This is a genomic window from Bartonella sp. AU18XJBT (assembly GCF_028618595.1).
Classification (GTDB): domain Bacteria; phylum Pseudomonadota; class Alphaproteobacteria; order Rhizobiales; family Rhizobiaceae; genus Bartonella.
Genome location: NZ_JAQITE010000032.1, coordinates 1 through 17,607, shown reverse-complemented (window position 1 = coordinate 17,607; position 17,607 = coordinate 1). Strand labels below are relative to the sequence as shown.

Here is a 17,607-nt window from a genome sequence, read left to right as displayed (position 1 = left end):
AGCCATTTTTTACTCCTTTCTTATATAAATTTTATCCACACACTCATCCCGCTTGTGACGTGCAAGGGAGTGGTTTTGATTGATTCAAGATAAGCAGGTTTGAAATGAGAGAATCTTACGTTATTCGAGACTCTCATTCAATATGAATAACGCTAAATTATCATTATAAATCAATACGTTGCCTAAAATAGACTACAGTTCTTTGGTTTCAAAATTTACAGCACATAAGCCGCTAGAAATACATAGTAGTATTGCTCAAAACATCAGTGTTGGGCATTCTAGAGGGGGTTCTTCTTTGTTAGAAAAAGAAAAATAGAAAAGACGGATCATAACAATATGCATGGGTTGAAGCTATAGATCAGATAAACCTTATTTATATCTTCGGTTGAGCTTGGAATTGCACTCTGTTTGAGGTGTTAAAAAAGGGTAAAAAATTGATAGAGAAGCGTTGTTGCAGGATAAGTTGATCATGCGTTGTTGGGGAGAGTAGGGCACATATTGAAATCTAAGGGGAAGTTTTTAAAGCCTACAGAGAAAGGAGCTGTACCCAAACAGAAACGCATGGCAAAAGAAATTTTAAAAAAGATAAAAAATCTTGCAATCATTTTAAAAAGCTTTGGATAGGGCGTTTGATGATTTTAAATCTATAAACAATTTGCTGTTTTTACGATCTTTTCAAAGAGAAAAAAGAAGTTTATCGCAATTTTAATTTGTCAAAATCCTATAAAAAGAAAAGTTTTAATTGCCAAAACGACAAAAGCAGAAAAATGCCTATAAGAAAAAAATGCGTATCATTGTATCTTTTCTTATAAAGAGGAGCAATGCTGTATCGTTGGAGCAGAGTTGAAGGCTAAAGTTTCACTTGTTTTCTTATCAAACAAGATTGTACAAGCGGTTATTAATTTATCTTATCCTTCTTATGCTGTAAATACCGTCCTTTTAGTGTGATGATATAAGGTAAGCCTCTTTGTAAGATTCTCAGTGATACAAGAAGTGTTTTTTAAAGGGCGTGTCAAATATTTAAGGCAGGGCTTATTTGTTGAGCTTTAAGTTTAAGTCAATCCTGTGGGAAAGCAAAATGTGCCCCGCTACAATCAGAGCCGTTGATAGATCTGATTGGGTGAAGAATCTTCATCTTTTGAAGTGGTGGATGCAAGTCAAGAAAAACCAGCTTTTACAAGCGTAAAAGAACGTGTTTTTATGATCATGTACTTAAACTACGTGTGTTTTTTCATGTCTTATATTGCAATAAAGCTACAAAGTATTTTAATTTATTTGATACGTTGTGATTTTAGAAAGTGCATTATTGTAAATAAATCTCCTCAATACGAAAGAGCCATTGTTTATACTCTCTTTGGATAATTTTTATAAATATAATTAAAAAGCTTGCAATATTATACGATTTGTGTATAGGCATTTATTATTGATTTCTTTTGTATTTTATTTAGTTGTATCTCTATTCATGAGCCGCACCTTTAAATGGTGCGGCTTTTTTTACTTTCTAATAGCAGGGGCGCTATATATCTATTATTAAGGTGGTTTTGGATATTTTTCTCATTATTCGCATCATTGTATTTTGTGATTTCGTTTTGCAGTGAAATCTCTAAATTCTTGTGTGTTTTATCCCAATAGGGAAGATCCAAATAAAAATGTAGGTATCTGGTTTCGTTTCTTTGCGTTGATTATATTGGAGGGGGCGTTGAATAGTTAAAGAATCTTTATCACTGTTTGACAGAGAGTGATATGAGGTGAAGCTTAAAATGGTGGCGCATTTGGAGCGACATTATCATACATGCTCGCATGATCAAAAATGCAAATGTGTCTTTAACAGTATTTGTTGATCTCGATTAGAAAGTCCAATCTTTTCTTTGTTTGGAGTTTTACATCAATAATCTCTTATCTTGTTTTAGCGACTGCCTTTTGAGAGTGCGGTGATAGAGGGCATGTAAGATTATATATATAAAGTGTTTGTGCGGTGAATGACGGTAAATCCATTGGGCACTCTTATCTTTACGCTTATGCAGAGGCAAGCCGGCACTCTCATACTCTCATGCATTTTTCCAGTTCCCAAATGTTACGACAGTCTTGGTTTGTGAGACGCTTCATAAGAGGCATATGCCTTTTGTACAGTTTTTAATCCACATGCCAGCTCCGATTGTAATTTATAGGCCACATGGTTTGGATTGTTTCAATAGAAAACAAATTTAGGATGAGAGAATCCTATGATGTTCGGGTCTCTCATTCAATATGTAAAACAATAAATACTCTTTATAAATCAATGTGATGTATCTTAAAGAAGACGAATTGTTTATAGAGCCGCGTGGATGAAGAATCTTCGTCTTTAAAAGTGGTGAGAGAAAATCATCAGCCCTATTTTTTCATAAAGTGCATGAGAAAAGTGTTTCACAAGAATTTTATACGATAAAAAAAGAGAGTCTTTTAACATAAGAGTCTTGATCGTTTGCCGCTATAACCTGTATTGTGTACACAGATACTGCTATCATTTTTTACTGTAAAAAGCTTCTCTTGGGATGTTAAAGGGTACAATCTTTATGGAAAAAAGAATCCGCGCAAGACAAAAAGCTTATTTCAAAAGATTATATCGCAAGATTGCTTTTGTTTGCATAATACTTTTTTGTATAGTGATTTTGTGTTTTGTTGTTGCAAAGGTGGTCAGCTATTTTTCTTCTCATAAAAAAGTAACACAACAAGCACCCGTTGAATTGGTTATTCCTGTTTTTGATCTGCGCGTATATTGCAAGGAAATTTCTGCTTCCGTTATGCCCGATATGAAAAGAGAAGTTTATCAGCATTGTCTTAATTTGGAAAGTGAGGCCTATTTTGCTATTCGTGAAATGTGGGATAAGCTTTCTGATACTGCAAAAAAACAATGTTTGACGATGGTCCGTCCTGGGGATGGAAATTATTTTCTCTTACGCGATTGTTTTCTCAATGAAAGAGAAAATAAAAAAGGCAAAAGGCGCAATTACTTTTAAGTTTTTATACGGGAAGTTAAAAGGATGCGAATTTTGATGAAAAGATAAAAGCCTCTTAAATGACTATCTGCCTCAAGACCAATAGTAACCTGATTTATTGATCTTGTTATATCGCACTTCTTATTGAAGGTGTGGCGACATAAGATATGGATGGCTTTCTTGAAATATTTAAGGGGGTGTGGTGAAGTTTCAGGAGGATTTGTTGCGCTTTTTTAAGGGAAATAACAGACGTGGGAAATCCATTTCGTAATGGTTCCGGTGAATGGTATAATAGTAAAATCCCGTGAAGTGTATAAAACTTATAAAGCATGTTCATCTTTACGCTTTAAAAAGAGTAAGCCGGTGCTATCACACACTTTGCTCGCTCCAAATGGTGCTTCTCGACAGCCTTTGAGCCGTAGAGATGGTTCATAGGAGGCACTTTTAGTCTTTTTTATCGTTTTTATTCTACGCAGGCTTTCCCACGTGTAACATGCAGGAAAAAGAGATTGATTCAATAGAAGACAGATTGGGGATGAAAAATTCTACGGTATTAAGTTTTCTTACTCAGCACAAAAATATGAATTATCATGATAAATCAATTCAGTGTACGAATTTTACAAGAATGTTCATTGTTGACAGACCAGTGTGACTTGGGAACCTTCGTTCTTTGAGCGCGTAAGTCAATAGACATGACAAAAATGAGTAAAAAAAAGAAACATTCTTTTATAAACATTCAAGGCATGCTTTATGCGTAAAGCGTTGTGCTGGGTTTACAAATGTACTTGTTTTATAATTCCAGTTTTCTTTATCAAAAAAGATAAGAGAGGAAATATGTTATGCCATTCTTATTGATAGACTTTGAGGAGGGCATTTTTTTGAGAAGAAGCTGATTTTTTAAAAAAAAGTGTGACATGTTTGTCTTTTTTCATAATTTGATATTTTTTGTATTTAAATATTTTATTTTTAAGCTCAATTTGTTATAAATAAAACTGTGATTAACTTAAAAAAATTCATGGGTTAAAATAGAAATTGATAGTATCATTGGCTTATTTGGAAAAGAGTTGATCTCTTGATGATTATAGGGCTTGAATAATACTTCGTGTTAATCTATCTATAAAAATCAAGAGGTTTTGTGAAGCGATCGTGGATTATCGCTCGCAAGGGGTTGCTTTAGCGATGAAGAGAGGCTATATTCGTAAAATAAAGAGGTTCGCGCAGTGACTCGTTGGGATGGAAGTGCTTGTGAGTTACATGCACGAGAGGGGAGAGGATATCGGCGTTTTTAGGAGCGGTGGTTTTAGAGCAAAAAAGGAAGCTTCTAATATTCTCTGGCAGGATTTTTCTTTGTCAGGTGTGTTGAGTGTGTGTTTTTTCCTTTTTGTTTTCCACAAGATAATTATTTTTTTAGTGAAATATGGTTTATTTTAAAAAAACACTTGGCATTTTACGTGAACATCATTAGGTTTCTGCTGTTTGACAGAGAAAAAGGGAATTTTTGATTTACGATTTCCCTGCTGTTTTGTGATTTTCAAGAAAATATATGCTTTTATCAATATCAGTAGGGTTCGTTTGAGTGAAATAAACGCGGATAGCTTGATAACCGTATGTTAAACATGATCAGCATTATCAAAAGGTAATGCAATGAGGAAGCGTCAATTAAGACACATATAAAGATCAACACTCCAAAAAGGGATAAAGATGAGGCCACAACAAAATAGACGGGTACGCGGTCGCAATAATAACAATAATGGTAATAACAATAATAATCGTCGCGGTCCTAATCCGTTGTCTCGCAATTATGAAAGTAGCGGTCCGGATGTTAAGATTCGCGGGAATGCTCAGCAAATTGCCGATAAATACATAAGCCTTGCACGTGATGCACAAGGTGCAGGTGATCGTGTTATGTCGGAGAATTATTTACAACATGCTGAGCACTATTTGCGTATTATTTTAGCAGCAGCTGGGCAAATGTCTCAATCGGTTCGACGTGATGAAAATCGTGGTGATGAAAACGAAAATCGTGATGAAAACAATGGGCAAGAATGCGGTGAAATAAATCTTGACGGCGAAAAAAAGGATGCTGTTGAGGATGCTACAGATGTATTACAGATGCCGTCGCAAAAAAATGGCAATGGCCAATATGCTAAAACGCGAAATGGTGATGCGCGTGAGAATGCTTTAGAGGCTCTATCGGATGAAAAAACGGATCAAGAGCACTGTTGCTCTGAGAAAAATGTTGAACCCGTCAAAAAAACACGTCGTTCTCCCCGTCGACGTACTGTACGGCCACAAGATGAATCATCTCTTGAGCTTTCACTTACAACAGCAGAAAGCACGAGCAATGGAGATGCATCAACAGCAACAAAAGAGGCTTCTTCGTTGCCTGGATTAGGTGAGGGGATGCAGAGAAAACCACGCCGTCGCCGAGTGGTCAATCTTGAAGCAGAGGAAAATGTTTAAATCCTCAGGGATACTATGTAAGCGCTTATGGTGATGTTATTGGCATCATGATGATAAATTATATATGCTCAAGAAGCTTTTTGCACTTTCTTTGAATTTTCACGGGGGCAGTATCAGGAACTTAACGAAGGCAGTTGGCAGAAAAGATTGCCTCTTTGCTGAGATTTAAGTAAGGGGGTACAGAGAAAACCGCGCTGTCGCCTAAGTGGTCAATCTTGAAGCAGAGGAAAATGCTTAAATCTTCCGAGATGCTTGTTAAACGCTTGTGGTGATGTTCGTTTGCTTAATGAGGCATTATCTTCGAACTTTCTTTTGTTGTTTCAACAAAAAGAACGGCGATTAATGTACCGGTGTGATAATTGTAAATCATAAATTTTGTCTGTCCATCAGGGGTTAAAACTTTCAGTACAATATTGTGTTCTGAGAGGCTTTGCGACAAAATCTGTGTTTTTTCCGGTAGAGAGAGCGTATGATGGATAACGTGTGGGTTTTGGTTGGGAGAGGAAGATAGCTCTGTTTGTTTTGGCGCTGATCCGGTTGTTATCACTTTATAAACAATTAAAAACAGTACGGTTAGAATAAGGAAAAGCGTTATTAAAACGGAAATAATCATTAAACCCATAAGTTTTTTTCTCACTCGTTCTACAGCAGGATCTAAAGGGAGATCTTGAGGCAGAGAGTTTTGCTCTGTGTGATGGTCTTTTGAAGGTTGCATGCGCTTATTATCAATCATGTCTTTCATTGAGTATTTTTTTGAGATCTGATGGGTTTATGCTTTTAAAGTTTTTTCTGCAAGAGGTTTGTGGAAGAAGAATGCAAAAGAGGAAGCGATGTTGGTAAAACACCTTCTTTCTGGACTGTGGATATCTTGTTATTTACGTTTTGGCTTTTAAGCAGGAAATTTCCATGGTTTGTTACAGACCAGATCAATTTTACTTCTTGTTGATGTAGATTTGCATGTACGTTTGTACATTGAGCAAAAATTTGTTGTCCAGAAAATGCAAACTTTTTTGTGGACGGTATCATGGCTTGTTCACATGCTTGAGCTGTTGGATAGATTTTAACCATTGTATTGTTCGAATAGCAACTATTAAAATCATCTGTACATGAAACTAATAAGAGGATAAAAACAAGGGGATTCATCAATTATTTTCCAAATGATAGGTTGACAGCATGGGCTCCAATTTGTCAGCCTAGGGGCTTCTTCACTGTTAAACGTTTTTACAGTTTTTTAGTTCCGCGTCTGAGATTTTAGTTCCCCCTTTGAGATGCACGTCTATAGTGAACAATCAAAGTCATTGGCTTGCACGTCATAAAAGGGTGTGTATGGGCTTTATGTTGGTGAGAAATATTTGAAAAAAGACTAAAATGCCTCTTGTGGAGGCTCTTAAAGGTCAATGGCTGTTGCAACATGAGGGACAAAGGGTATGATAATGCTCAGCTACTACTTTTATGAAGTGAAAAGAGGTATGAAGGTAAAGAAGGATGGGGAGTAAAAAGGGGCGTGCTTGATGGTTCACTTTACGGGGGATATTATATTTTATTTACAGACACTGTTTTGAAATGAGCGTGGATGCGCTGGGAAATATTAAAAAAAGTGCGTGAATGAAAAACACAAGTGTATTCTGTTTTAGGATGTCCTATTGTATCTGAAGAGGATATCTCCATTAAAGAATGCGATAAATAAAAGCATAAAATATGTAATTTCATCAGTTAATTGTTGTTGTCGTGGATGCTTTAGTCCCGTAAAGCTGAAGAGTGATGATGGATGTTAGCTTTACTCCTTAAAATTTCATATTCTGCCAAAATAAAATTGTATGCGCATTGCGAAAATAACACAAAAAGAGGTGGGTAATAGACTCGCTTTTATTTGGCATATAAAAACTGAAACGGTTTACTCTTCATTGTTTTGGTTTCTCTCTTAAAATATGCGGTTATATGAGGGATGGAAGTTGATTGACAGCGGGAATGGACTTTATGTGGCTTTCAGTTCTCATCGTTAAGGTTTTGGGGAACTATTGGGGGATTATAGAGGTTGGTTTAAAGGGGTGGAAAATATCTTGTGTTTAATAAAACAGATGAGAAATTTTGCTAAAAAAGAGAAACTTCTCTTGTTTATTTATTGTTTGAAATGCTCTTTTAAGAAAAAATATCAAAATAAGTATCAGGCACAGAGAGGCAATAGACAATTCCTTCTTGTGTCAATTTGAGGGAAGCTGAACCATTCACGGAAATGGGAACGATTTTTTCGAGAACGGCACTACCAAAACAGGCTTTTTTATTGTTTGTGGGAGGGATGCCAGATTCAAAATTTTCATGCCAAGTGATGATAAGTTGCGTTTTGCCATTGAGTTTTGTTTCGATTTCACAGCGTACACAAATGCTTCCCTTTTCTTGGGAAAGGGCTCCAAAAGAAAGAGAATTGACAATCAGTTCATGAAAAGCCAAACCAATATGCAAAGCGGCATTGGGAAAAAGATAAGGATCTACGCCTTCAAGTGAAAAACGTTCTGTTTCTTTCATAAAATAGCCTAAAGCCTGCGTTTGAACCAATTCGCGAAATTGAGCACCACGCCAATCGGAATCAGTGATCAGATCTTGAGAATGAGAAAGAGAATGAAGACGACCTTGAAATTTGCGTAAGAAAACTTGAAGAGATTCAGTATAGCGGGCGGTTTGGCTGGAAATACTTTGAATGATCGCTAGAAGATTTTTAGAACGGTGACTGACCTCGCGAAGAAGGATTTTCAGCACTTGTTCGCGGCGGCGTAAGCCGGAGATATTAACACCAGTGGTGATAATACCGATAATGTCTCCATTATCATTGCGGTGGCAATCAATAGAAAATTTATACCAAATCTCTTGTTTTTTTGTATCTTCAAAACGGGCTTCAACAGTTTGCATTTTGCCACTAGCTAAAACTTGCAGTTTTATGGTTTCCATATTGTCTGCAAGGTCAAGCGAAAAAAAGTCGCTGTCACGACACCCAACCCGCCATTTATTGTGCAAATGGTGTGGCAAGTTTTCAGCCCATAAATAAACCAGATTTGTTGCCTGATAGAGAACACAAATATCAGCACCACGAATCGCTTGCATGAGTGCACTCATATGAGATCTATCCATGGGAGGCTTTGAAAGAGGCGTAACGATCATAATTTTAAGATGTTACTCTGTTCTAAGCCGCTTTAGAAGCATTCTCTTGAAAAAATAAAGCTTGAGAAATAAGCGCTTTCACCATATCCGGGTTAAAAGGTTTGGTCACTAAAAAAGTTGGTTCTGGACGCTCGCCGGTCAGCAGCCTTTCGGGAAAAGCCGTGATGAAAATCACCGGTATACGGTCATTTTTCAAAATCTCGTTGACCGCGTCAATACCTGAACTGTTATCGGCTAATTGAATATCAGCCAAAATCAACCGTGGTTTTTTCTTATGATACATGAGGACAGCTTCATCACGCGTGCGCGCTATTCCAACAACATGATGACCTAGGCTTTCTACCATTTGCTCAATATCAAGCGCAATAAGAGGTTCATCTTCAATAATCATGACTTCAGTGGCAATTTGTTGAGAAATATCAATGGATGCTTGGTTGAGAAGCTTGCGAAATTCTTTTGTATCAAGATTCATGATTTCGCTGGCTTCTCGTTCATGAAATCCTTCAACGGCAATGAGCAAAAATGCTTGGCGTGCACGGGGTGTGAGATAGGATAATTTGGCACTGGTTTTTTGTTCAAGACCAAATTGGGGCAGAGGTTCAGGGATGTTCGGTGTGGTTTGGTCAAAAAGATGGCAAAACAGCCAATAGGTACCAATTCTGTCACTAGATGCTTTGGGGAAAATGGAGATATCGGCAATGAGTGCTTCCAACATCGCTGACACATAAGCATCGCCAGAGGATTGGCTACCGGTGACAGAGCGGGCAAAACGCCGAAGATAGGGAAGATGCGGGGCAATGCGCGTTGATAATGACATAATTTATAACTCCTTTGACCTTTCAAGCATTTTGTTGGTTGAAATTCTCAGCCAATAAAAAAGTTCCTTGATTTGTATGGAACTTTTTACCGACAGCTATATTTACAACCATAAGGCGAAAAAATTCTTCGCGGTGCTACTGATATTATATGGATTAGGGGGATGAAAAATGAACGACCGTGATGAAAAAAATCTCACCACACAATTTAAAGTTGGAGATGATCTTCTCGGGGTCAATAGCGAAATAGCACGGAAGTTACGTCAATTTTACATGGAAATTCAAGAAGAAGCACTGCCACGGTGTTTACTCGATCTTTTAGAGAAGTTGGAGCGCGCAGAGCAATTTGGCTTAAACAATGTGGAAAAGGTTTGAATCCTTTATGTCAAAGTGCGCGAAAAATTTTAAACAAGAACTCCTTTCTGTGTTGCCAGCTTTACGAGCTTTTGCTGTTTCTTTAAGTGGCAAGCACGATAAAGCTGAAGATTTGGTCCAAGATACTGTTATGAAGGCATGGGCTAAGCAAGATAGTTTTGAGATGGGAACCAATCTTAAAGCTTGGCTTTTTACCATTTTGCGCAATGAATTTTATAGTCAAATGCGTAAAAAGGGAAGAGAAGTTCAAGATACCGACGGTGTGTTTACTCAAAATGTCGCGGTTCATCCTGCTCAATATGGATCGCTTGATTTGCAAGATTTCAAAAAAGCCTTAAATTTGCTTTCTGCCGATCAAAGAGAAGCCATTATTCTCATAGGCGCATCGGGGTTTTCTTATGAAGATGCTGCGGCTATTTGTGGTTGTGCTGTTGGAACCATTAAAAGCCGTGTGAGCAGGGCGCGTAATCGATTACAAGAACTTCTTAAGGTAGATGGTGAGTCTGATTATGGTCCTGATTCTTATTCAGCTGGAAGTACATTGTGTTCATTTAACGGCTAAAAAAGCATAATAATTATGATCGATAGCCTTGTTTTTTTTATTCCCGTTATAGCTATTACAGTAAAGTCAGTATCTGAGGAAATTCAGAAGTTTGGCGTGTATCCTTAGGAACACAAGAAAAGCCTGTATAAAACTTTTTCACGGGCTTTGGGTTTTATGTTCCATAAGGTTGCCTTCCTTTGTGCTGAAAAATGACGACTTTCAAGTTCGCCAATGGACATTCTATGACAACAAAAACAAATTTGATGCCTCAAATGCCTTCTTCTGATGCAACGATATCACGCTGGCGGTGGGCTGCGATTGTTGTTTCTCTTGTTATGGCTCTTTTGGCCTCGGTTTTTATTATGTTGCTTTCAAATGCCGTTGATCGAGAAGTCGCACAGTTGAATACAAGTTCGGAATTGCGCGAACAGGCTGATTTGGTCCTTATTAGCTTGATTGATATGGCTGTTGCTGATCGCAGCTATGCAAAAACGCGCAAGCCAGAAGATAAAGCACATTTTGAAAATGCGGCACGAGAACTCGAGGATATTCTCGATTATACGGAGCTTATTGTTTATGCACATCCGCAATGGGATGAGTGGTTTACGGCTTTTAAAAAGGAAGTCGAAGCACGAAAAGCATTTATGAATGCTCATATGCAAGCTCTTGATACACTTCCCGATCAATCTTCTCAACCTTCCGCGTCTCTGGAAGTATCAAAGATTCCTGTGGCACGTTTAGCTCAATTGATGACAAGTTTTATTAATGGCGATGATGTGGTGCGACAAAAACAGCGTGAGGGCATCGCATTGATGCGGGCTGCTTTAACATTGGCGGCTATTGTTTCTGTTGTGAGTACTTTTATTTCTGCCTATTTTGTTATTAATCGTTTTCATCGTGATGTGCGTTCTTTAAAATTGTATCAATTGCTGCTTCATAGCGAAAATATCGCCCTGGAAGCCCGTGTGAAAGAACGAACACAAGAATTAGAAAGAGCACGCAATCACGCCGAAAAGGAGCGCCAACGGGTTGAAATATTGTTGCAGGATGCAAGCCATCGCATTGGCAACTCTCTTGGGACGGTGTCTTCTTTGCTGGGGCTTCAATTAAGTCGGAGTAAAAATGAAGAGGTGCGTTCTGTGCTTGGGGCCGCACGGGATCGTATTCAGACAATTTCCACAGCACACCGTCGTTTGCGCTTGAGTGATGATATGGAAACGACTTTCTTGGCTGATTTTCTCAGTTCTGTTGTGCATGATGTCGAATTAGCGGTCCCTTTTGAATTGCGTGAAAACATTACTATTCATACGAACTTTAAAGATTGTCGTCTCTCTTCAAGAGATGCCACAACACTTGGAATTATCCTTGGTGAACTGCTGACCAATTCCTTAAAACATGCCTTTCCTGATCAACGGTCGGGTCATATTTATATCTCTTTTGGTCCTCAGAAAGATGGACAATTGATGCTCATTGTAGAAGATGATGGCGTGGGAATGAAAAGCCAAACTTTAGAACAAAAAACAGGACTTGGTCGTGTGGTTGTGGAACAGCTCTGTATGCAATTTGGTGAAAAACCTCTGTTTGAAACTTCTGCTTTAGGAGGCACAAAGATTGTTATTCCTTTACCAAAACTTAATACAGGTGGTGCAAAGGAGGCAACCTAGGTTATTTGAAGTTGCTTCCTTTGTGTGTGAAAGTTGAAAGTAAAAAAATGTTCTCATAAATTACTACAACTCTCCGCGAGGGAGGTGTTGGCTCCATTTCGTCCTAAATTTTCGACCAAAACGGGTTTTCCTGTTTTTCCATTATAAGCTTTTACGTAAATATTTTTCCCTCGCACATTGACGAGATAGTAGTCTCCTCTAAAGAGTGCTCCTGCTGTATAGACTGGGATGTTTCCAAAGACTTTATCATCCTGTGCACGGCAATAGACATGTTGATGTTCGTGTCCTACAAAAATTGCTTTGACATTGTGATTTGTAATGATGGATTTAAATGCAGCAAGACGTCGAGCATTTTTCGGATGGAGAAAATGCGAATCTTTATCTCCAAAATAGGGACGAGCATCGTGAAAGTTGAGGATTGTAACTTTCCCTCTTGCATCAGCAGCAGCTAAATCTTTTTTTAGCCACCTAAGAGCGCTCATTATCCTTACTTTAGTGTAATCGCCAGATAAATTAGCCGTATAAGTTGGATAATTGTGAAGTTGCACATAGTGAATATCTCCATAATCCCATGAGTAGCTTAAACTTCCTGTTATTATGTTATAGGCCCTTTCATAACGGATAAGCACACGAGAAGTTACATGTTGATTGAACTCAGGTAAAGAGCGGCTATATTTCTTTAGTTCTTGCAACATTCTTTGCACAGCACTTATTGCACATGCATTCTTTGAAAGACTTGTTAGCGGTATCATACAATCACCAATATTATTGTAATAGTCATGATTCCCTAGTCCTTCATAGACAGGATAAGCGATACTTTTATAGATATCGGCATAATCTTGATAGGTTTGAGGACGACCAAATTCAGTTAAGTCGCCATTGATAATATAAAATGAAGCTGCATGTGATTCTATCGCACGGGCGACTTTCTTATTTTCCTCTATCCATGGCTGTCGGTTGCTGTTCGCGTTAGGATCGCCAGTATCCAAACGCCATGGCTGCGGATCAGCTGCTATGACAACCGTATAGTTTTTGATAGGTTCCTTTCTTTTTATATACCAAATTGTTCTTGCGTTATCACCGCCCTCCTCCACGCGTTCAAAATAATAACCTTTTCTGCTTGCGGTAGCAAAATATTCATTGGCACCAATATAAGGATTATACCATCGGAATTTTAAAATAGTGCCATCATCTTGTACTTTATATGTAGCCCATCCTCCGGACCCAAAAAGCCAAGCATTAGATGTTGTTGCTGCTTTTCCCACACAACCAGATTTAATTCTATTCGAAGGCCCTTTATTCTCCCAATATGGACCCGTTTTCCATTCTCCACGCTCTATGCCTTTATCAATTAATACCATAGAACTAGGCGGATTGGTTAGTTCATTAACGATGTATACATCTGTAGAACGATCATCATACGCAATTCGTTTTGGTTTAGGTAATGTATTGATAAAATCTCGCCTTGGCTTGTTCTTTACACAAATATCCTGCGCAATTCGTTTTGGTTTAGGTAATGTATTGATAAAATCTCGCCTTGGGTCGTTCTTTACACAAATATTCTGCGCGTGAAGGCTATAAGGCTTCATACAAACAAAGGTGGTAAAAAAAATCATAGTAACTATTATTTTGTATTTCATAATGTTATCATCAAAAACTGAAACAACTGCAGAAAATACCTGAGAGCTGTCATATCAATTAGGAACTTTAAATTTAATTTTTCACGAATCGCATTGCGGTCACACATCTCTCAGATGATACGGTTTGGCTCTCAAAAAAGCTCATACTGAAAACAATAAGACCAACTTGCAAATCGTACTCGATTTCTGCGTTTTTCTTTTTACAATTGCTATCTTTATTCTTCTCCATCAAATGATGTGTGAAAAATTCTAGAAACAAAGCTTTATGTTTTTTTTGTGGTATAAATTAAAGGTAAAGTGCCTCATTAATAACGAGGTTTGTATAAAGCTTTAAGAGAAGGCTATAAGCTTTTAATATGGAGAGTTTTCCTCTGTGCTTCGATAAGGTAGTTATTTCTTTTGAAAAATGCTTTTGCCCTCTATATAAAATATTGTCAAAGAATTTGTCATTTGGCTCTGAGCCCAATAGATAATTGATATTCATTGTAAAAGATGATGGCGTGGGAATGAAAAGCCAAACTTTAGAACAAAAAACAGGGCTTGGTCGTGTGGTTGTGGAACAGCTCTGTATGCAATTTGGTGAAAAACCTCTGTTTGAAACTTCTGCTTTAGGAGGCACAAAGATTGTTATTCCTTTACCAAAACTTAGCATGAATAGTTCAAAAAAAAGCTCTGACTGAATTTTTAAAAGGGATCAACTCTTTGTTTTCTGCTTGTTCGTTTTAATAAAAATGAGAATAAAATATGACTTAGATAACACGAAAACAGCACCATTCATATTAGCTTGTCAATTGTTTTCAAGAGAAGAAACTTTTCTTCTTCATCTTTTGCTCTCTTTGTTTTTCGCTTTGTTTACTCCGATTATCGGCTTTTAAAATTATCCTTTTTTGTATGTTTTATAGCTTTGAAGTGCTTAAGTTAAAATTTAAATTTATTTTGAATAAGAGCTCCTTTAAGCCAATAATAATACTTATATTAGTAAGCTCTATTTCTTTGCGAAGAGATTGTTTTTTCAAGTTTTGTTATTTTTTGTAAGGTATGTAAAACTTTAAATATATGGTGTTTGTGTAAAAGTGTGTAACGAATATTCTTAGGTAAAATTTGCTCATAAAGTTTATGAAACACCGTCCTTTAGGGCTATGAACAGCATAAGCATTCAACAGGTGAAATCTCTTCAACAAGAAGTCGGGTTGTTTATAGAATGATATGGGTGTTAGAATCTTCATCCTTTAGAAAAACTCACCTTTGATTAAAATTTTATTGCATGGAAAAAAGGGATTTTTATCGTTTTGATAAAACAAACAAGAAGAGTTAGCCTTTTCGGGTTTCATATTTTGCACTTTTCTATTGTGCGTAAACCTGCAAAGGGAAGGGCGTTTTATTTTTAATCATTGTTATGCGACCTTGGGTGGTGGCATATTTCGGTGTATTCTTTAATAGATATTTAAAGTGCGGAAATCTCTTTAAGGAAAATAAGCGCTAAAGCATATTGTTTAGATGTTTTGAGTCGTAAAATGCAGATGCTTTTATGCTTTAAGTCTCTTCGGAGGGTGTTATCGGGCTGTTTATCAAGGTATCAATATTGTTTTTTTCTTGTAGGAATGTTTGTAGGTCTTGATTGGTTAAGGCTTTGCTATCCGGTATACGGATGCGCATGGGATCAACTTTGACGCCATTGACAATGATTTCAAAATGACAATGGGGACCGGTTGCCATTCCTGTTGTTCCAACATATCCAATGATTTGTCCTTGTCGTACTTTCACGCCTGGTTTGATGTCTGGTGCATAACGGCTTTGGTGTGAATAACTGCTGACATATCCATTGGCATGTTGAATTTCTGTGTGATTTCCATAGCCACCTGTTACACCTACTCTTGTAACAATACCATCTCCTACAGCAATAATGGGTGATCCTTTAGGAGCAACCCAATCAACACCCGTATGCATGCGAACATAGCCTAAAATAGGATGTTTACGTGGACCAAAGGGGGAGCCAAAAATCCCATTTGGTGTGGGTTTGCGCAGCAAGAAAGGCTTTGAACTCCTCCCTTCAGAATCATAATAATCAACGCTTCCATCTTTTAATTGATAACGGTAATATTTATAAGTTGTATTTCCAAAAGTTGCGCTAATATAACGAATTTCTGGATCAGTGTTTTTTGATGCTTCCTTTGTTTTCAAGTTCTTTTTGCCGTTTTGATTTTCTTTATCGCTTTGCGGTACGGCATAAAATATTTCGATTTGATCATTGGGGGTTATTGGACTTTTCATGTCAATATTGGTGGCAAGCAGACGAATAAGACGATGAGAGAGAGATTGTGATATATTATGGCTTAGCAACGCACTATAGAGTGCATCATAAGCTGTTGGTAATTGCGCGCTATTGACATAAGAATGCGGAATACCATTTTGAAAAGCCGTTTTAAGTGCTTTAGACATTTTAGGCTCTGTGCTTTCAATGAATTGTCCTTTATCATTTAGGGCAATGGTGAGAACATGATGCATCCCTTGATAGATACTTGCGCGTACGAGATGGTCTTCTTCACCAGCTTGTGTCACGATACCAATGCGTAAAAGACTTCCCTCTTTAAGGGTATCGGAAAGGCTGATTTTTTCTAGCGTTTTTACAACCTGTTCAATTTGCTTTTTTGTATAACTGGTTTTTTTGAAAGCATCGGCTATCTTTTGTTTTTTACGAATAGGAATAATATCTTCAACATAGTTTTTTGTCAGATCGATACGGTGACTTTGAGGAGAAACGGTTACATTTTCTTGAACAATGCGAACTTCAGGGGATTCTGTGCCTTGAGAATCAGAGGATGCATCTTCTAATTTTAAAGGATCAATCAATGTGAGAACTGAAAGAAGTTCGGTACTTTTTTCTAAAGTAAATCCAGCTTTTTGCACTTCTTGTTGTGCCTCTTCATCTGTCAGTGTATCGTTATCATCAAAATCGAATTGATTTACCTTAAAATCATAGTTGCGTAAGGTGATTTTTGTTTCAACCTTTGCTCCATAAATCTGTCCAGAATCTTGTGGTTTGGCGCTTTGATTTTCCGAATCACTGGCAAGAATGCTTAAAGAATCAAATTTTGGATAGCTATATTTCTGGGGGCGCTTTTCGGCTAAAGCCATACGAATCCATTCAAAATGTTGTGTTTGAATAACTTGTTCATCGCCTTTTTTTTGCAGAATCGATAGTTCAAATTGACGTTTTCTGTCAAAGCTTTGCCGTGCATGGGTGGGAGAAATACGATCACCTTTATACCCATTGGCTTCAGGATCTTGTGATTCTGATAGGTTTTCTTGCGTAAACCATTGTGGAGGGGTTACCAATCGCTGTTGTTCATCAAGAGCCGTAAAAAGTGCAATACCCATAAGAATGCAGGAAGTGATTCCTGTCAGAACGGTTCCCGTAAGCCAACGGGCCGAAACTTGTCGGCGCGCAGGACGCAAGCGTTTAACGACAAGAGCAGGGTCCCGTCCGGGATCGTTTTTTTGTTGTTCGTTATCCCACATAGATTTTAAGAGTACTTTTTCAATATTAAATAAAGAAAGCTAGCATAGCTTAGCATGTTTCTACAGGAATTTGATTCTTTTTACAAATTACAGATCATGCGAATTCTCTTTATACAGAAATGTCTTTATAAATCGTACCTGTGCAGAAAAATTTCCTTATTAAAGTAACATAAAACAAGCGTTATTGTGATTAAGCCATTCCTAGGCACTTCCTATTTTTATACATTGCAATGAGGTGCTATGTTTTACGTTAAAGTCGCTATATTTCCTTTAACTCTTTCTATTTTCATTTTTAATTTTTATTTTAGTGTAATATATTGAAATACAACCAGTTGTTTATGTTATTTTATTTTTAAAAAAAGTAAAAAATGATATTGACTCTTTGGTTGAAAGAGTACTATATACGGGGAGTAACGAGAGCGGTTTCTGCTTGCGATGGTTGGTTTTGCTCTTGTTTTA

The 17,607-nt window shown here is 37.4% G+C and carries 11 protein-coding genes and 1 pseudogene; 6 read left to right on the top strand and 6 right to left on the bottom strand.

What is annotated here, in order from left to right; genetic code table 11:
* Positions 1–2,552 precede the first annotated feature (2,552 nt).
* Positions 2,553–2,996 carry a hypothetical protein gene (locus tag PVV60_RS08020; RefSeq protein WP_273724162.1) on the top strand — a complete coding sequence of 148 codons (444 nt, stop codon included), beginning with the start codon at positions 2,553–2,555 and terminating at the stop codon, positions 2,994–2,996.
* 1,680 nt (positions 2,997–4,676) lie between these two features.
* Positions 4,677–5,438 carry a DUF4167 domain-containing protein gene (locus PVV60_RS08015; protein WP_273724161.1) on the top strand — a complete coding sequence of 254 codons (762 nt, stop codon included), beginning with the start codon at positions 4,677–4,679 and terminating at the stop codon, positions 5,436–5,438.
* Positions 5,439–5,721: 283 nt separating this feature from the next.
* On the opposite strand, the gene PVV60_RS08010 is transcribed toward PVV60_RS08015, so the two are convergent.
* From PVV60_RS08010 to PVV60_RS07995, 4 genes are all read right to left on the bottom strand, one after another.
* Positions 5,722–6,171, bottom strand: a complete 450-nt coding sequence (locus PVV60_RS08010; RefSeq protein ID WP_273724160.1) for a hypothetical protein — start codon at positions 6,169–6,171, stop codon at positions 5,722–5,724.
* A gap of 44 nt (positions 6,172–6,215) precedes the next feature.
* Positions 6,216–6,581: a hypothetical protein gene (locus PVV60_RS08005; RefSeq protein WP_273724164.1), complete on the bottom strand. Its 366-nt coding sequence runs from the start codon at positions 6,579–6,581 to the stop codon at positions 6,216–6,218.
* Between the two features lie 996 nt (positions 6,582–7,577).
* On the bottom strand, positions 7,578–8,591 hold the full coding sequence (locus PVV60_RS08000) for a sensor histidine kinase (RefSeq protein WP_273724158.1): 1,014 nt from the start codon (positions 8,589–8,591) through the stop codon (positions 7,578–7,580).
* Between the two features lie 22 nt (positions 8,592–8,613).
* Entirely contained in the window at positions 8,614–9,408 is a 795-nt protein-coding gene (locus tag PVV60_RS07995; protein ID WP_273724157.1) for a response regulator, read from the bottom strand.
* A gap of 169 nt (positions 9,409–9,577) precedes the next feature.
* Between PVV60_RS07995 and PVV60_RS07990 the strand changes: the two genes are divergently transcribed.
* The 3 genes from PVV60_RS07990 to PVV60_RS07980 all read left to right on the top strand — a co-directional run bounded on the left by PVV60_RS07990 (position 9,578) and on the right by PVV60_RS07980 (position 11,989).
* Positions 9,578–9,781 carry a NepR family anti-sigma factor gene (locus PVV60_RS07990; RefSeq protein ID WP_273724156.1) on the top strand — a complete coding sequence of 68 codons (204 nt, stop codon included), beginning with the start codon at positions 9,578–9,580 and terminating at the stop codon, positions 9,779–9,781.
* A 7-nt stretch (positions 9,782–9,788) separates the two neighbouring features.
* Positions 9,789–10,343 carry an RNA polymerase sigma factor gene (locus PVV60_RS07985; protein WP_273724155.1) on the top strand — a complete coding sequence of 185 codons (555 nt, stop codon included), beginning with the start codon at positions 9,789–9,791 and terminating at the stop codon, positions 10,341–10,343.
* Positions 10,344–10,567: 224 nt separating this feature from the next.
* Complete coding sequence (locus tag PVV60_RS07980) at positions 10,568–11,989, top strand: sensor histidine kinase (RefSeq protein WP_273724154.1); 1,422 nt, start codon at positions 10,568–10,570, stop codon at positions 11,987–11,989.
* A gap of 53 nt (positions 11,990–12,042) precedes the next feature.
* Here the strand turns inward: PVV60_RS07980 and PVV60_RS07975 are convergent, their stop codons facing one another.
* Entirely contained in the window at positions 12,043–13,629 is a 1,587-nt protein-coding gene (locus PVV60_RS07975; protein ID WP_273724152.1) for a metallophosphoesterase, read from the bottom strand.
* Positions 13,630–14,102: 473 nt separating this feature from the next.
* On the opposite strand from PVV60_RS07975, the pseudogene PVV60_RS07970 reads away from it, so the two are divergent.
* Positions 14,103–14,309, top strand: a pseudogene (locus PVV60_RS07970) (sensor histidine kinase); the annotation flags it as partial.
* A gap of 853 nt (positions 14,310–15,162) precedes the next feature.
* Here the strand turns inward: PVV60_RS07970 and PVV60_RS07965 are convergent.
* Positions 15,163–17,148, bottom strand: a complete 1,986-nt coding sequence (locus PVV60_RS07965; RefSeq protein ID WP_273724151.1) for a M23 family metallopeptidase — start codon at positions 17,146–17,148, stop codon at positions 15,163–15,165.
* Between the last annotated feature and the right edge of the window lie 459 nt (positions 17,149–17,607).